At 73.6% G+C, this 15,786-nt stretch carries 17 protein-coding genes; 14 read left to right on the forward strand and 3 right to left on the reverse strand.

All coding sequences use genetic code 11. The annotated features are described in order from the left end of the window. From VKZ81_RS33310 to VKZ81_RS33320, 3 genes are read right to left on the reverse strand one after another with little or no spacing between them, the layout of a single operon-like run. Entirely contained in the window at nucleotides 1-729 is a 729-nt protein-coding gene (locus VKZ81_RS33310; RefSeq protein ID WP_324245729.1) for a mycothiol-dependent nitroreductase Rv2466c family protein, read from the reverse strand. A gap of 20 nt (nucleotides 730-749) precedes the next feature. Further along, complete coding sequence (locus VKZ81_RS33315; protein ID WP_324245730.1) at nucleotides 750-1,835, reverse strand: SDR family oxidoreductase; 1,086 nt, start codon at nucleotides 1,833-1,835, stop codon at nucleotides 750-752. After that, nucleotides 1,835-2,326 carry a nuclear transport factor 2 family protein gene (locus tag VKZ81_RS33320; protein ID WP_324245731.1) on the reverse strand — a complete coding sequence of 164 codons (492 nt, stop codon included), beginning with the start codon at nucleotides 2,324-2,326 and terminating at the stop codon, nucleotides 1,835-1,837. Before VKZ81_RS33320 ends, VKZ81_RS33315 begins: the two co-directional genes overlap by 1 nt. 212 nt (nucleotides 2,327-2,538) lie before the next feature. On the opposite strand from VKZ81_RS33320, the gene VKZ81_RS33325 reads away from it, so the two are divergent. The 14 genes from VKZ81_RS33325 (at nucleotide 2,539) to VKZ81_RS33390 (ending at nucleotide 15,786) form a co-directional block, all read left to right on the forward strand. Next, complete coding sequence (locus tag VKZ81_RS33325; protein WP_324245732.1) at nucleotides 2,539-3,753, forward strand: ABC transporter substrate-binding protein; 1,215 nt, start codon at nucleotides 2,539-2,541, stop codon at nucleotides 3,751-3,753. Beyond that, nucleotides 3,750-4,517: an ABC transporter ATP-binding protein gene (locus VKZ81_RS33330; RefSeq protein WP_324245733.1), complete on the forward strand. Its 768-nt coding sequence runs from the start codon at nucleotides 3,750-3,752 to the stop codon at nucleotides 4,515-4,517. The genes VKZ81_RS33325 and VKZ81_RS33330 overlap by 4 nt, the downstream gene beginning before the upstream one ends. Then, complete coding sequence (locus VKZ81_RS33335; protein ID WP_324245734.1) at nucleotides 4,514-5,242, forward strand: ABC transporter ATP-binding protein; 729 nt, start codon at nucleotides 4,514-4,516, stop codon at nucleotides 5,240-5,242. The genes VKZ81_RS33330 and VKZ81_RS33335 overlap by 4 nt, the downstream gene beginning before the upstream one ends. Then, the gene (locus VKZ81_RS33340; RefSeq protein WP_324245735.1) at nucleotides 5,239-6,093 is read left to right on the forward strand and encodes a branched-chain amino acid ABC transporter permease; all 855 of its coding nucleotides are present in this window, start codon (nucleotides 5,239-5,241) and stop codon (nucleotides 6,091-6,093) included. Before VKZ81_RS33335 ends, VKZ81_RS33340 begins: the two co-directional genes overlap by 4 nt. A gap of 2 nt (nucleotides 6,094-6,095) precedes the next feature. Beyond that, nucleotides 6,096-7,109: a branched-chain amino acid ABC transporter permease gene (locus VKZ81_RS33345; protein WP_324245736.1), complete on the forward strand. Its 1,014-nt coding sequence runs from the start codon at nucleotides 6,096-6,098 to the stop codon at nucleotides 7,107-7,109. 15 nt (nucleotides 7,110-7,124) lie between these two features. Beyond that, a complete protein-coding gene (locus tag VKZ81_RS33350) occupies nucleotides 7,125-7,754 on the forward strand; it encodes a TetR/AcrR family transcriptional regulator (RefSeq protein ID WP_324245797.1) in 630 nt (209 codons plus the stop codon). 92 nt (nucleotides 7,755-7,846) lie between these two features. After that, nucleotides 7,847-9,001 (forward strand): acyl-CoA dehydrogenase family protein, encoded by a 1,155-nt coding sequence (locus tag VKZ81_RS33355; RefSeq protein ID WP_324245737.1) that lies wholly within the window; start codon nucleotides 7,847-7,849, stop codon nucleotides 8,999-9,001. Further along, a complete protein-coding gene (locus tag VKZ81_RS33360) occupies nucleotides 8,998-9,807 on the forward strand; it encodes a cyclase family protein (RefSeq protein WP_324245738.1) in 810 nt (269 codons plus the stop codon). The genes VKZ81_RS33355 and VKZ81_RS33360 overlap by 4 nt, the downstream gene beginning before the upstream one ends. Nucleotides 9,808-9,820: 13 nt before the next feature. Next, on the forward strand, nucleotides 9,821-11,146 hold the full coding sequence (locus VKZ81_RS33365; protein WP_324245739.1) for a phenylacetate--CoA ligase family protein: 1,326 nt from the start codon (nucleotides 9,821-9,823) through the stop codon (nucleotides 11,144-11,146). A gap of 15 nt (nucleotides 11,147-11,161) precedes the next feature. Then, entirely contained in the window at nucleotides 11,162-12,337 is a 1,176-nt protein-coding gene (locus tag VKZ81_RS33370; protein ID WP_324245740.1) for a thiolase family protein, read from the forward strand. Further along, nucleotides 12,334-13,419 carry a CoA transferase gene (locus VKZ81_RS33375; protein WP_324245741.1) on the forward strand — a complete coding sequence of 362 codons (1,086 nt, stop codon included), beginning with the start codon at nucleotides 12,334-12,336 and terminating at the stop codon, nucleotides 13,417-13,419. Before VKZ81_RS33370 ends, VKZ81_RS33375 begins: the two co-directional genes overlap by 4 nt. Continuing rightward, on the forward strand, nucleotides 13,416-14,231 hold the full coding sequence (locus tag VKZ81_RS33380; RefSeq protein WP_324245742.1) for an SDR family NAD(P)-dependent oxidoreductase: 816 nt from the start codon (nucleotides 13,416-13,418) through the stop codon (nucleotides 14,229-14,231). Before VKZ81_RS33375 ends, VKZ81_RS33380 begins: the two co-directional genes overlap by 4 nt. Continuing rightward, nucleotides 14,228-15,028, forward strand: a complete 801-nt coding sequence (locus VKZ81_RS33385; RefSeq protein WP_324245743.1) for a CoA-transferase — start codon at nucleotides 14,228-14,230, stop codon at nucleotides 15,026-15,028. The genes VKZ81_RS33380 and VKZ81_RS33385 overlap by 4 nt, the downstream gene beginning before the upstream one ends. Continuing rightward, on the forward strand, nucleotides 15,025-15,786 hold the full coding sequence (locus VKZ81_RS33390; protein ID WP_324245744.1) for a hypothetical protein: 762 nt from the start codon (nucleotides 15,025-15,027) through the stop codon (nucleotides 15,784-15,786). Before VKZ81_RS33385 ends, VKZ81_RS33390 begins: the two co-directional genes overlap by 4 nt.

The raw sequence follows: 15,786 nt of genomic DNA on the forward strand, positions 1-15,786 counted from the left end.
CTACTTCGTGCGCCGGCGGCTGCCGCCGTGCCAGTCCTCCACCGCGCCGACCTCGCCCTCGCGCCAGCCGAGCGCGCGCAGCTGGGGACGTTCGCGCAGGCTGCGCTTCAGCTCCGCGAAGCCGGGGAACCGGGTCAAGCCGATCACGTGGTCCCACAGCTGCGCCGCCTGCTCTGCGGTGGGCAGCCGGCTGATCACCGGACCGAAGAACGCCACGCCGTCCGGTGGCTCGAAGTGCAGGATCGGCGTGCCGACGTCCTTGCCGGTGAGCGAGAGCGCCTCGTCGGTCTCGGCGCGCAGCTCGGTGTCCCACACGTCGTCGTCGAGGGCGTCGGCGAGCGCCGTGGGCAAACCGACCGAGGCCAGGATCGGCTCCACGAAGCCGCGGGTGCCGCGGGCCTCGCGGGCGATGGCGTCGTTGCGGGCGTCCTCCCGGTCGAAGATCGCCGAGCCGAGCGCCTCGTAGAGGGGCCCGATGGCCTCCCGGCCGTACTCGGCGCGGGTCCGGGCGGCCATCCGCAGCAGCCGCAGCCCGGACGTGTGCCCGGCCTCGTACTCCGGCGGGAAGCGGGTCGCGTAGTCGACGTCGGCGTTGACCAGCCGCAGCGAGATGAAGCGCCAGTCGACGCGGTAGTCGCGCTGCGCCTGCACCATCCGCACCCACTTGCTGGTCATCCAGGCGAAGGGGCAGACCGGGTCGAAGTAGAAGTGGATGTCGGCGTCGGCCATCGCCCGACCATAGCCGTCGATCAGGCGGGGGGCAGGACGCCGCGGTCGATCAGCACCCGCAGCCAGTGCCGCATCGACTCCTCGGTGTCCCAGGTCTCGCAGAACCCGGCCTGCTTGATCTTCACGGTGCTCACGAACGCCGGCGCCGGCACGCGCTTCGCGCCGTAGGCGAAGCAGTAGTCGGCGTAGTGGTGCGACTCGCCGAGCAGCTCGGGCAGGCGCAGCGGGCGCAGGTGGTGCGTGCGGACGACGTCGTCCCACACGTCCGCCTTGGCGGGGAGGAACTCGCCGAGACGCACCGGCTCGTCCGGACCGGTCTCCACGCCGAGCACCTCGGCCAGCGCGGGCCACAGGTCCCGCCACTCGAACACCTCGCCGTTGGTGAGGTTGAAGTGCTCGCCCCACGCCCGCGGCTCGGTGGCGGCCCAGAGCGCGGCGTCGGCGACCAGGCGCACGTCCACCGCCTCCGTCACGTACGACGGCCCGCCGGGGAAGGAGAACGGCCGGCCCTCCGCGCGGCGGATCGCCGCGTACGCCCCGATCACCGGCGGCAGGTTCATCGCCACGCCGTAGGCGGGGCCGACCACCATCTGGGGGCGCAGGATCGTCCAGGCGAATCCCCGCTCGGCGGCGAGGGCGCGCAGGTGGTCCTCCTGCAGCCAGTAGAAGTTCGGGTGGTCGTCGCGCGGGTGGCGCTCGCGGGCGGGGATGCGGATCGGGTGGCGGTGCACGCCGTAGGCCTTGGTGCCCTGCAGCAGGGTCACGTGCCGCAGGCCGGCGGCCGCGGCGAGCGGGTCGAGCAGGTTGCGCAGCATGGCGAGGTTGGTCTCCATCTGGTCCTGCTCGCGCCAGCCGGCCACCAGCCCCGGCTTCTCGTAGAGCGCGGTGTAGACGACGTGGGTGACGCCGGACAGCTCGCCGACGGCGGCGCGGCACGCGTCCGAGTCCCGCAGGTCGACCGGGAAGTGGCGGAACGGGGCGGTGGAGAACACCTCCGGCGGGCGGCGGGAGAGTGCGACGACGTCCCACCCGGCGCCGAGGAACGCGTCGACGGCCGCCGCGCCGACGAGCCCGCTCGCGCCGACCACGAGCACGGTGCCGCCCATCAGAACGGTGCATCGAACCCGGCCGCGAGCCGGGCGATCCGCCACACGCCGTCGGGCTCCCGGGCGAGCTCGAACCGGTAGGGGCCGGTGGTCACGGGAGTCATCGCGCCCCCGTGGGCGGCGGTGAGCACCAGGTATGCGTGCGCGTCCGCCCGGTCGGCGGAGAGCGCGTCGACGACGACGTTGGTGAAGACGTGCCGCCGCTGGTCGGTCTGCTGCGCCCAGAACCCGGCCAGGAAGTCGGCGATGGCGTCGCGGCCCTCGACCGGCCCGACCCGGTCCCCGCCCATGACCAGGCCCTCCCAGACCCCGTCGGCGGTGAAGCACTCGGCGAGGGCGGCGCGGTCGCGTTCGTCGTAGGCCCAGCCGTAGCGCGCGATCCGTTCGCCGACGAGCAGCCGATCCGAGGCGGGCTCGGCCGCGACCGGCGGTCGCAACCGGACGTGACCGTGCGACCGCGCCCAGCCGGGTACGGGACGAAGATCGTTCATCGGGCCCCCTTCCGGCCACCACAATGTCGCCGCCGCGCGAGCCGATCAGGCCCGCGAGCAGCTGAACATACTGCGCGGTATGTCGTCAACACTCGATTTCTCGGCGATTTTCACCGGTGCCCTTGACCTGATCACATCGGCCCCTCTATACACCCAACCTACGCAGTAGTACGTCGACTGCCTCGACCGTCCGACTCAATGGGGAGACGCGTGTGAAGGGCTCGAGGAAGCTGCTCGCCGCCACCGCAGCGGTGCTCGCGGCGCTCAGCGTGGGATGTGCCAACACCGGGTCCGGTGCGGCGCCGGGTGCGAGCGCACCGGAGCAGGACGCGGGACCGCTCAAGATCGGGGTGATCGTGCCGCTCTCCGGCCCGGCCGGCCCGAACGGGGCGCACGTCCTCGAGGCCATCGAGGTCATGGCCGACCTGGTCAACTCCGAGGGCGGCTGCGCCGGGCGCCAGGTCGAGGTGGTGTCGCGCGACGACCAGAGCACGCCCGCCGCCGGCGTGAGCGCGGCCAACGACCTCATCGCCGAGGGCGTCGACGTCGTGATGGGTGGCTGGAACAGCCCGGTCACGCTCGCGATCCAGCCGGTGCTGGTGCGCGCGGGCATCCTGAACATCACGACGATCCCGCAGAACGCCTCGATCCTCGGGGGTGCCGACCCGGCCGCGATCCGGATGAACGCCGGCAACGAGGTCGGGGCGCACGTGGCCGCCCGCTACATCGCCGACACGCTGCAGGCGAAGCGGGTCGCGATGCTGCTGCAGAACGACGCCTACGGCAACGACGCCGGCGCCGCCCTGCGCGCCGAGCTGGAGAAGCGGGGCGTCGAGGTGGTCGCCGAGCAGACGTTCGCCTTCACCGACACCGACTTCCGCATCCCGCTGTCGAACATCGCGGCCGCGAACCCGGACGTCGTGTTCTCCGCGAACGCCGCCGAGTCGTCCGGCATGCCGGCGATGGCGCGCCAGTACGCCGAGTCGGGCATCCCGGCGGTGCACTTCGCGGGCACCGGGACCGTCTCGCCGACCGTCATCGAGCTCGCCGGTGGCGCGGTCATCGACGGGCTGGTCTCGGCCGACCTGTACTTCCCCGACGTCGAGCCGTTCCGCAGCCTGCCGCGCAACGAGGCGTTCGTGCAGGCCTACACGCAGCGCTCGGGCGGCGACCTCCCCGACAAGTACCGTGCGCTCGGCGCGCAGAGCGTGGACATCTGGTGCAAGGCGGTGGAGAAGGCGGGCACCACGGAGCGGCTCGCCGTGGCCGACGCGATCCAGGGCGAGAGCTTCACCGACACGGTCCTCGGCGACGTCCGCTTCACCGAGGAGGGCCAGCAGGAGTTCGCCGTCTACGCGTTCACCGTCGAGGGCGGCAAGACGAAGGTCCTCGAGGAGATCCCGGTCGACGAAGCGGTGTGGGGATGAGCGCTCCGGCGCTGGCCGTCGAGGGGCTGACCGTGCGCTACGGCAGCCTCACCGCCCTCGACGACGTGTCGTGGACGGTGGACGACGGCGAGATCGTGGGGGTCATCGGCCCCAACGGTGCGGGCAAGAGCAGCAGCTTCGCCGCGATCACCAACACCGTGCCGCACGAGGGGGAGTGCCGCCTGTACGGGGAGAGCACCTCGGGGTTGTCCACCCAGGCGCTCGCCCGGCGGGGCCTGCGCCGCACGTTCCAGCAGAACTCGTTCTTCACCGGCCTCACCGTGCTGGAGAACGCGATGGCGAGCCTGCAGGTGGAGCGCGCGACGCGGCTGCTGCCGAGCGTGTTCACGCCGTGGCGGGAGCACGCCGCGCGGGCGGCGACCCGCCGCGAGGCCGCCGAGCTGCTCACCGAGTTCGGCATCGCGGCGCGCTACCACGAGCTGCGCCCCGACGACCTGCCGTACGGGCTGCAGCGGGTGCTGTCGATCGTGCTCGCCTTCGGCGGGGGCACGCGCGTGCTGCTGGTCGACGAGCCCGCGGCCGGGGTGGGCGGCGACGACATGCGCAACCTCGCCGCCCTGCTCGAGGAGCTGCGCCGCCGCGGGCTCGCGATCGTGCTCATCGAGCACCACATGGACCTGGTGATGGAGATCGTCGACCGGCTCGTGGTGATCGACCGGGGCCGGCAGATCGCCTACGGCCCACCCGGACAGGTGCAGCGGCTGCCCGCGGTGCTGGAGGCCTACCTGGGGCGGACGGCATGAGCGCGCTGTTGGAGCTCGTGGACCTCGAGGTCCGCTACGGCCGCACCGCCGCGCTGCACGGCGTCGACCTGACCGTGGGCGAGCGCGAGCTGGTCGCGGTCGCGGGCGCCAACGGCGCGGGCAAGAGCACGCTGGTCAACGCGGTGGCGGGCTGGTCGCGGGGCAGGCCCGCGGTGTCCGGTGCCGTCCGGCTGGACGGCGCGGACGTGGGCGGGCTCGCCGCCCACCGCAGGGCCGCGAGCGGCATCGTGCTCGTGCCGGAGGGCAAGGGCGTGTTCGAGACGCTCACGGTCGAGGAGAACCTCGAGCTGGTCCGCCCGCCGCGCAAGGCCGCGGGCAAGCGGTACTCGGTGGCCGAGGTCTACGAGGTGTTCCCGCAGCTCGCGGCGCGGGCGGACAAGAGGTGCTCCACGCTGTCGGGCGGGGAGCGGCAGATGGTCGCGATCGGCCGGGCGCTGCGTGCGGCGCCGCGGCTTCTGATCCTCGACGAACCCTCGGTCGGGCTCGCGCCGCGGCTCGTGCTCGACGTGCTGCGCCACGTCCGCGAGCTCGTCGACGCGGGGCTGTCGGTGCTGCTGGTCGAGCAGAACGTCCGGGCGACCCTCGAGGTCGCCGACCGGCTCTACCTGCTGGAGCAGGGCCGGGTCGTCGCCTCGGGCCCGGCCGAGCAGATGCGCGACGACGAGCGCATCGTCGCCGCCTACCTGGGTGGGTTGCGCGCATGAGGGTGCTGGATCAGCTGGTCAACGGGCTCGCGCTCGGCGCGGGTTACGCCCTGCTCGCCGTCGGCTGGACGGTGCTGCTCGGCGCGGCCCGACTGGTCAACTTCGCCCACGGCCAGCTCTACATGCTCGGCGCGTTCGTGACGTGGTGGGCCTGCACCGCGCTCGGGGTGCCCTACCTGGTGGCCATCCCGATCGCGCTGGTGGCGGTCGGGGTGCTCGGCGCGGTCATGCAGCTCGCGCTGACCCGGCTCGTCGTCGAGCAGAACATCGTGAGCCTGATGCTGGTCACGCTGGCGTTCGGCTACCTGCTCCAGGGCAGCGCCGCGCTGGTGTTCGGCGGCAACCCGCAGCAGATCCCGAGCCCGTTCAGCAGCCAGAACGTCGCGATCGGGTCGGCGCGGTTCACCCAGCAGGACGTCCTGATCATCGTGGCGGCGCTCGCGCTCTACGCGGTGACGTTCTACGTGCTGAGCCGCACGGGGATCGGGCGGATCGTGCGCGGCGTGGCCGAGGACCCCAAGCTCGCCCAGCTCTACGGCATCGACGCCGCGCGGGTCTACCTGGGCGTGTTCGTCTTCGCCGCGCTGAGCGCCGCTCTCGCCGGGGCGATCATCGCCCCGCGCAGCCCGATCCTCACCTCGATCGGCTTCGACGAGGTGATCATCACCTTCCTGGTGGTGGTGCTCGGCGGCATCGGCAGCGTGCTGGGCAACCTCGTCACCGGTTTCGGGCTCGGCTTCTTCGTCGCCCTGTTCGGGGCGTTCTTCCCACCCGCGTACTCGATGGCGGCGGCGTTCGCCGTCCTGCTGATCGTCCTCGTGGTGCGACCCGAGGGGCTGAGGATCCGGTGAGCGTGAGCGAACTGCAGGTCACACCGCAGCGGGCCCCGGGCGGGGGCGAGAAGGGCGGGCGCGCGCTGCCCACCGCGGTCCGCGTGCTGCGCTGGCCCGCGCTGATCGTCCTCGGCTACCTGGTGCCGGTCCTCCTGGGCGGCTCGGACCGGATCTACGCCGCGGTCGTGCTGATCGCGATCTTCGCGATCATGTCCTACGGCATCGACGTCGTGCTGTCCTACCTGGGCGAGGTGAGCCTCGGCCACACCCTGTTCTGGGCGGGCGGGGCGTACGCCACGGCGGTGGTGGCCGTGAAGTACGGCTGGGGGCCGCTCACGTCGCTCGCCGCGGCGATCGGCGTGGTCACGGCGCTCGCGGTGGTGCTGGGGCTCGCCACGATCCGCACGCGCGAGTTCGTGTTCTCCCTGGTCACCTACGCGGCGGCGGTCATCGGGCTCACCGTGGTGAGCAACAGCGACTTCCTCGGCGGCACGGACGGGCTCGTCGGCGTCCCGCTGCTCGCGCTCCCCGCGGTGGGCGGGCAGTACGTCGCCCGCACCAACGCCGAGATGTGGCCGATCGCGTTCGGGCTGCTCGTGCTGGTCGTCGCGCTCATCGCGCGGTTCCGCCGGTCCCGGCTGGGGGTGACCGCGCTGATGGCGCAGATGAACCCGCAGCTCGCCACCACCCTGGGCGTCGACGTGCGCCGGACCCGGGTGCTGGTGTTCGTGCTCTCGGCACCGATCGCGGGGCTGGCCGGCTGGCTCTACGCCTACCAGCGCAGCTACGTGAGCCCCGACCTGCTCTCGGCGCACTTCCTGCTGTTCATGCTGGCCGCCGTGATCCTGCCCGGGCGGCGGCTCCTGCTGGGCCCGCTCGTCGGCGCGGCGATCCTCACGACGCAGCAGGAGCTGTTCTCGTTCGGCGGCGACGCGGACAAGATCGTCCTCGGCGGGGTGCTGGCCGCGATCCTGCTGCTGTCGCCGAACGGGCTGGTGGGAATCTGGCACACGATCACGCGCCGGTCGGGATGAGGAGTTGCCGTGGCGATGCAAGCCGGCCTTGGCCGGAGGGGGCCCGCGGAGGCGGGGCGCATGGAGGTGCTGAACGCGGCCGCGACCGTGTTCATGGAGCGGGGCTTCACCGCCACCAGCGTCGACGACATCGCCGAGGTGCTGGGCTCGACGAAGGGGCGGATCTACCACTACTACCGGTCGAAGGCCGACATCTTCCTCGACGTGCTCACGCTGTCGATGCTGGACCTGCTCGACCGGATCCGGCCGATCGCCGAGCGCCGCGACCTGCCGCCGGACGAGCGGCTGCACGCCGCCGCGCGGATGCACGCCGTCGTGATGATGACCCAGAGCGCCCGCTCGCGGGTGGCGGTCCAGGGCACCGAGATGCACCTCATGCAGGAGGCCGGGACCAAGCAGCGCAGGGTGCTGCAGGCGTTCGTCGACATGCGCGACGAGTACGAGCAGTACTTCGCCGACATCGTGGCCGACGGCATCCGGGAGGGCATCTTCCGCGACGTCCCGCCGCGCCTTGCGGCCAAGCCGATCCTCGGCGCCCTCAACTGGATCAACATGTGGTACCGGCCGCGGCCGGACAGCGACATCGACAAGATCGCCGACGAGTTCGCGACCTTCGTCGTGAACGGCCTGCGGCCGTTCGACTGATCGATCGATTCCGAGGGGTTGGTGGATCGACATCGATAACCAGACATACGTCTGAGTAGGTTGGCAATTCACGGCACGAGATCGGAGCACGAATGGCTGTGGTGTGGTCCCCGGAGCTCGACGACGACGGCCGCAAATGGTTGAACACGGCGAAGGAGCTCGCCGAGCAGCATTTCGCGCCGCTGGCCGAGGAGCTCGACCGGGAGCAGCGCTACCCGGACGAGAACGTCGCCCTCCTCGTCGAGTCGGGGTTGGCCGGGCTCTTCGTGCCCACCCGCTTCGGTGGCGCCGGCGCCTCGTTCGCCACGACGTGCGCCGTCATCGAGGAGGTCTCGCGCGCCTGCGCCTCCACCGGCGCGATCCTCACGGCGTACGCGCTCGGCGGCACCCCGATCCTGCTCGCGGGCACCGAGGAGCAGCAGGCGCGCTACCTCGGCGGCATGGCCCGCGGGGAGGCGGTGAGCTTCGCGCTCACCGAGGTCGGCGCGGGCAGCGACGCCAACGCGATCCGCACCACCGCGGAGCGCGACGGCGACGGCTACCGCCTGCGCGGCGAGAAGATCTTCATCGGCAACGGGGGAGCGTCGCGGCACTACGTCGTGTTCGCCCGCACCGACCCGGATGCGGGCCCGCGCGGCATCAGCGCGTTCTTCGTCGACCGGGAGGCGCCCGGGGTCGTCATCGACCGCTACGAGGACAAGATGGGCATCCGCGGCACCAAGACGAGCAACCTCAAGCTCGACACCCGCGTGAGCGAGTCCGACATGCTCGGCGAGCCGGGTCGGGGCCTGCGGCTCGCGCTGAAGACGCTGAACGCCGGGCGCATCAGCGTGGCGGCCCAGTCCACCGGGGTCGGGCTCGCCGGCTACGAGGTCGCGTCCCGCGAGGCGGTGCGGCGCACGACGTTCGGGCGGCCGATCATCGAGAACCAGGGCGTGTCGTTCCCGCTGGCCGACGTCGCCACGGAGCTGTCCGCGGCGCGCCTGCTCACCTTCACCGCGGCCGAGACCTACGACCGCGGCGGCGACGTCTCGGTGCTCGGCGCCATGGCCAAGCTGTACGCGAGCGAGGCCGCGCACCACGCCGTCGACGTGGCGGTGCAGGTGCACGGCGGCGACGGCTACTGCAAGCCGAACATCGCCGAGCGGCTCTACCGCGACCAGCGGATCCTGGAGATCTACGAGGGCACCTCGGAGATCCAGCGCCTCGTCATCGGCCGAGCGGTCGCCCAGGAGGCGGCGGCGTGACCTGGGAGCTGGACGTCCCGTTCCCCGCGGCGGGCCGCATGCGGGTGTTCGACCTCGCCCAGCCGATGTACCCGGGGATCCCGCACCACCCGGCGCACCCGCCGTACGGCTTCGTGCTCACCAAGCGCCACGGCGACCTGGTCTACCCCGGCGGCGTGTCCGGGTCGGCGGCGATGATCACCACCGGCGACCACGTCGGCACGCACGTCGACGGGTTCGCCCACGTCGCCAAGTGCGGCACCGTGGCGGGCGGGGTGGACATCACCGGGCGCCAGTCGTTCACCGGGGGCATGGCGGTCCACTCCGTGCACGAGATGGCGCCGATCGCCGCGACCGGCCACCTCGTCGACGTACCCACGCTGCTGGGCCGCGAGCTCACCCCCGACGACGCGGTCACCGGCGACCACTTCGCGACGTGGTTCGCCGACCACGGGCCCGAACCCGCCGCCGGTTCGGTGGTGCTGGTCCGCACGGGGTGGGACCGCTACTGGTCCGACCCGCAGCGGTTCCTCGGCACCGAGACCGGGGCGCCGGGGGTCTCGCTGGACGGTGCGCGCTGGCTCGCCGACCGCCGCGTGCGCGCGAGCGGCGCCGACACCGTCGCCTACGAGCACATGCCGAGCCCGTCGCTCGACGTGCACGTCCACCTCCTCGTCGAGCGCGAGATCTCGATCATGGAGGCGATGAACCTCGAGCCGCTCGTCGCGGCGTCGGTGTGGAGCTTCTTCTTCGTCGCCGCGCCGCTCAGCATCCAGGGCGGCACCGGGTCGCCCATCCGCCCGCTGGCGTTCGTGCCGCAGAGCTAGAGAGGGGGAAGGCGTGGGCCGACCGTTCTCCGCGTCGTACTGGGACGAGGTCGAGACCTGGTCGCGGGAGCGCATCGCCGAGCACCAGCTGGCGCAGCTGCGCAAGCAGCTCGCGTACGTGCACGAGCACAGCGCCTTCTACCGGCGCCGGTGGCAGGACGTCGGGTTCACCCCGGGCGACCTGCGCTCGCTCGACGACCTGCGCAGGCTCCCGCTCGTGGCGAAGGCCGACTACGTGGCGAGCCTCGAGGAGAGCCCGCCGTGGGGGTCGGCGCTGGCCGCCCCGCTGTCGGAGGTGCGCCGGGTGCACTTCTCGTCGGGCACCACGTCGAGCCCGACGCCCGTGTGCTGGACGCAGTCCGACCTCGACCGCTGGACCGACCTGTACGCCCGGGCCGCCTACAGCCAGGGCACCCGCGACACCGACGTGTTCCAGTGCCTGTTCACCTACACCTGGTTCGTCGGCGGGCTGGGCTTCACCAGCGGGTACGGGCGCGTCGGGGCCACGGTGATCCCGGGCGGCGCCGCCGAGACCGAGCGCCAGATCGAGACGATCTTCCGCTTCGGGACGACGGCGGTGGCGGGCACGCCGTCGTTCATGCTGTACCTCGCCGACACCGCCGAGGCCATGGGCCGCCCGCTGCGCGAGTCGGCCGTCCGCAGCGTCACCGTCGGCGGCGAGCCGGGCGGCGCGGTGCCCGCCACCCGGGCGCGCATCGAACAGCTGTGGGGCGCCCGCTGCTACGACGGCTACGGCAGCCTCGAGTTCCAGCCCATCGCGTGGGAGTGCGCCGAGCAGGCGGGCGGGCACCTGCCCGAGGACTTCGCCTACGCCGAGGTGCTCGACCCGGACACCCACGAGCCGGTGCCGGACGGCACGCCGGGGGTGCTCGTGCTCACCCACCTCGACAAGCGGGCCACCCCGCTCGTGCGCTGGTGGACCGGCGACGTCGTGGTCCGTGACAGCACGCCCTGCGCCTGCGGCCGCACGCTCGCCCGCCTGCCCGGCGGGGTGATCGGCCGCGCCGACGACATGCTCGTGATCAAGGGCGTGAACCTGTTCCCGTCCGCGGTCGAGGATGTCGTCCGCCGCACCGAGGGCGTCGTGGGCGAGTACCGCATCGTCCTCGACGACGACGTCACCGACCGCACGACCGGCGCGCTCACCGCGATCAAGCTGCGCGTGGAGGCCGACCCGGAGCGGGTCGACGAGGTGTGCGCGCGGCTCGCCGCCGCGGTGCGGGCCGAGCTCACGGTGCGGGCGCTCGTCGAACCCGTCCCGCCCGGGTCGCTGGAACGCCACACCCACAAGGCCAAGCGCGTGCTGCGCGAGAACTGAAAGCCGGGAGGACACATGGCAACCGAAGCGTTCCTCGTCGCGGGCGTGCGCACCCCGCACGGCCGCTACGGCGGGTCGCTGCGCGACGTCCGGCTGGTCGAGCTCGGCGGCATCGCGGGCGCCGCCGCGCTGGAGCGGGCGGGCGTGGCCGCCGACGCGGTCGACGAGGTCGTCGTCTCCAACTGCAGGCAGGCCGGCAACGGCCCCAACCCAGGCCGCCAGGTGGCGCTCCGCGCGGGTGTCCCCGTCCACGTCCCCGCGCAGACCATCAACATGGCGTGCGCGTCCGGGCTCAAGGCCATCCAGCTCGCGAACCGGTCGGTGCTGTCGGGTGACGCCGAGGTCGCGCTCGCGATCGCCGCCGAGAGCATGAGCACGATGCCCTACATCGCGCCCTACACGCTGCGCTGGGGCGGTGTGCGCCGCGGGGACATCACCCTCTCCGACGGCTGGCGCGACGGCGGCACCGACCCGATCTGCGGCATGAACATGGGGCAGACCGCGGAGAAGCTCGCCCGCGAGTACGGCGTGGACCGCGCCGCGCAGGACGAGTGGGCCGCCCGCAGCCAGGACCGCGTCCGCCGCGCCTGGGAGGAGGGCCGCTTCGCCGAGGAGGTCGTGCCGGTGCGGTCCGAGGCGGGCGAGCTGGAGCGCGACGAGACGTTCCGCGTCACCTCCGTCGAGAAGCTCGCCGCGCTCAAGCCGTCGTTCGAGACCGACGGCACGGTCACCGCGGGCAACGCGAGCCAGATGGCCGACGGCGCCGCGGCGGTGGTGGTCGCGAGCGGCGAGGCGGTGCGCCGCCACGGCCTCACCCCGATCGCGCGGCTGGTGTCGTTCGCGGCCGTCGGCGTCGACCCGACGATCATGGGGATCGGGCCCACCGCCGCGATCCCGATGGCGCTCGACCGCGCCGGGCTGAAGATCGACGACATCGACCTGTTCGAGATCAACGAGGCGTTCGCCGCCCAGATCGTGCAGAACGTGCGCGAGCTCGGGCTCGACCCCGAGCGGGTGAACGTCAACGGCGGCGGCATCGCGCTCGGGCACCCGACCGGGCAGAGCGGCACCCGCATCGTGGTGTCGCTGCTGCACGAGCTCGCCCGCCGCGACGGCCGCTACGGCGTGGCCAGCCTGTGCGTCGGCGGCGGGCAGGGCGTCGCCGCGGTACTGGAGCGGATCGCGGCATGACCGGTCCGCCCGCCCCGCTCTCCGGCCGGACGGTGGTCGACCTGAGCCAGTACATCGCGGGCGCGGTGTGCGGGCAGCTCCTCGCCGACTTCGGCGCCGACGTGCGCAAGGTCGAGCCGCGCGGCGGGGACCCGTCGCGGGCGCTGTCCGGCACCCGGTTCGGCAGCGTCTACTACCGCTGGTTCAACACCGGCAAGACCGCGCAGGCGCTGGACCTGCGCACCGCCGACGGCCGCGCCCGGCTCGACGCGCTGCTCGCCGACGCCGACGCGCTCGTCATGAACTTCGGCCTGCGCACCCTGGAGCGCCTCGACCTCACCTGGGAGGTGCTGCACCGAGCGCACCCGCACCTGGTGGTCACGCTCGTCTCGGCGTACGGGGCGGGCGATCCCCGCACCGGCTTCGACTCGATCGCGCAGGCGGTGAGCGGCTACGCGGTCACCAACGCCGACGAGGACGGCACCCCGCGCATCGCGGCCGGTTGGCCGACCGACGTGATCAGCGGGACCTACGCGGCGTTCGCCACGGCGATGGCGCTCGCCGACCGCGACCGCACCGAGGGCGTGCTCGTCGACGTCCCGATGCACGACGTCGCCATGGTCGCGCTCGTGGGCCCCGCGGTCCTCGCCGCGGCCGAGGAGGGCGCGTTCCGCCGCGGGACCGGCAACCGCGACGCCGCCACCTCGCCGTCGAACGTCTACCGCTGCCTCGACGGGCACGCCTACATCTACGCCGGCCTGGACAAGCACTGGGAGCGGCTCGCGCCCGTGGTCGGCGGCCCGTCCGCCACCGCCGCCGAGCGCCTCGCCGACGCCGCGGCCTACGACCGCATCGTCGAGGCGTGGACGTCGCGCCACCCGGTCGACGAGGTCTGCGTGCGGATGGCGCAGCTGGGCATCCCGGCCGGGCCGGTGCGGGACCCGGTCGCCGCGCTGGGCGAGGTCGCGCGCGAGCGGCCCGGCGCCGTCGTCGCGACCACACCGCAGGGCGAGGCCGTGCCGCAGTTCCCGGTGACCTTCTCCGGGCGCAGGCCGAAGCGGCGGCCCGCGCCACCCCGTCCCACGTTCGAGGAGTCGCGATGACACCAGGTGCGCAGGTGCTGCGCGAGGACGCGCTCGCCGGGATGTCGGCGATCGTCACCGGCGCCGGCAGCGGCATCGGCCGGGCCATCGCGCTGCGGCTGGTCCAGCTCGGCGCGGCCGTCACCGGCTTGGGCCGCCACGAGGAGACGCTCGCCGAGACCGGCGCGTGCGCCGCCCAGGTGGCGAAGGGCTCCGGCGCGTACGACTACCGCGTCTGCAACGTCCGCGACACCGAGGCGGCCACCGCGGCGGTGGTGGAGGTCGGCGAGGAGCGCGGGCTCGACCTGCTGGTCAACAACGCCGGTGGCCAGTTCTTCGCCCCGGCGGTCGACATCACGCCCGGCGGCTGGAACGCCGTCATCGACCTCAACCTGACCAGCGTGTTCCACCTGACCCGCGCCGCGTACCCCTACCTCGCCCGCACCAGCGGCAGCGTGCAGAACATCTCGCTGTCCGGCGTGGAGCGCGGCGGCATGGGGATGGCGCACTCGATCGCCGCGCGCGCCGGGGTGCTCGGCCTGACCCGCACGCTCGCGCTGGAGTGGGCGCGCGACGGGATCCGGATCAACTGCATCGGGCCGGGCACCGTGCTCACCCACGCCCTGAGCGACGAGGCGAGCGAGCACGTGCTGGGCAACCTCGTCGAGAAGGCGACGCCGATGCGCCGGCCCACCCCGGCCGAGGACGTGGCCGAGCTCGTGGCGTTCCTCGCCGGGCCCGCGGGCTCGCTCATCACCGGCCAGCTGCTGCAGGTCGACGGCGGGGCCCACCTCGGGCGCGGGCTGCACATGCTGCCGGAGGCCTACGCGTGAGGCCGGTGCTCGGGCTCGCCGACGCCGTCCGCGCCCACGTCCGCCCGGGCACGCGCGTGTACCTGGGCAACTTCGGCGCCCAGCTGTTCTGCGTCGGCCACGAGGTGATCCGCCAGGGGGTCCGCGACGTCGACCTCGTCATCGCCTCCGGCGGCCTGCTCATGGACCAGCTGCTCGGTGCCGGGGTGCTGCGCTCGGCGACGTTCGGGCACTGCTGGAGCCCGGTCGGGCCCGCGCCCGCGCACAACTTCCGGCGGGCGGCCGAGGGCGGTGCGCCGGTCGCGCTGCACGAGATGAGCCTCGGGCTGCTCACCGCCGCCCTCACCGCGGGGGCGTGGGGCGTGCCGTTCCTGCCGGTGCCGGACCGGGCGGGCACCGGCTACGTCGACGAGGACTGGACGCGGGGCCTGCTGGACACCGCCACCTGCCGCTTCGGCACGAGCCGGGTGGTGCGGGCCGAGGTGCCCGACGTCGCGTTCGTGCACGCCGACCTCGCCGACGCCGACGGCAACGGCGTGGTGCGCGGCCCGCTCGGGGAGGTGGTGGTCGCGGCGCAGGCCGCCCGCGCGGTGGTGCTGGTGGCCGAGGAGCTCGCCCCCGCCGAGACCGTGCGGGCCGCGGGCATCACGATCCCGGGCCTGCTGGTGAGCGCCGTCGTGCACCACCCGGGGGCGCTCGCCCCGGACGGGGCGCTCGGCCGCTACGACCGCGACGTCGCCGCCTACGAGCGGTACGCGCGGCGCGCGGCCACGCCCGAGGGGTTCCGGTCGTGGCTGGAGGAGGAGGTGCTGACGTGAGCGCCCCGGATGTCGGCACGCTCGACTTCCTGGTCCGCGCCGCACGCGAGTTCCGCCGGGGCGGCTGGGTGTTCACCGGCTTCCACTGGCCCGTGCTCGCCGGGCAGCTGGCCCACCACCTGCCCGGGGCTCCGTTCACGCAGGCGTTCGAGGCGGGCGCGACCACCCACGGGCCCGGGCGGCTCGTGCCCACCAGCACCACCGACTACCCGGCGTACGGCAACGCGCTCGGGTACGCCGCCGACACCGCGTCGGTGCTGCTCGCCATGGCCCGCCGCTTCGACCGGGTGGTGCTCGACGCGGGCACCGTCGACCTGCGCGGGTGCGTGAACTCCTCCGTCGTCGGCGAGCACCGCCGCCCGACGGTCCGGCTGCCCGGCGGCGGGGGAGCGCCCGACGTCGCCGCGGCCGCCCGTGAGCTCGTGTGGCTGCACGGCGGGGCGGATCTGCGGCGGATCCAGGCGCGGGTCGAGCACGTCACCGCCGCGCCCGGCCCGCACACCCGCGTGCGCCTGCACACCCGCTGGGGCGTGGTACGCGTCGGCGCCGACCCGGCGCTGGAGGAGGTCGCCGACGTCGACGGCGCGGAGGAGTTCGCGGCGCACCTGGCCGCGCTGGGCGCCCGCACGGACGGGGCGGCGCCGCGCCCGCCGGTGGACGCGGCGGAGCGGGCCGCCGCGGCGGCGCTGCTGCGGGAGGCGGCCGACCGCGGCTACGCAGTGGCCCGCCGGGCGCTCGCGGAGGCCGCCGCGCGCTGA

Origin of the sequence: Pseudonocardia sp., assembly GCF_035305885.1 — a bacterium.
In the GTDB taxonomy this organism is placed as follows: Bacteria; Actinomycetota; Actinomycetes; order Mycobacteriales; family Pseudonocardiaceae; genus Pseudonocardia.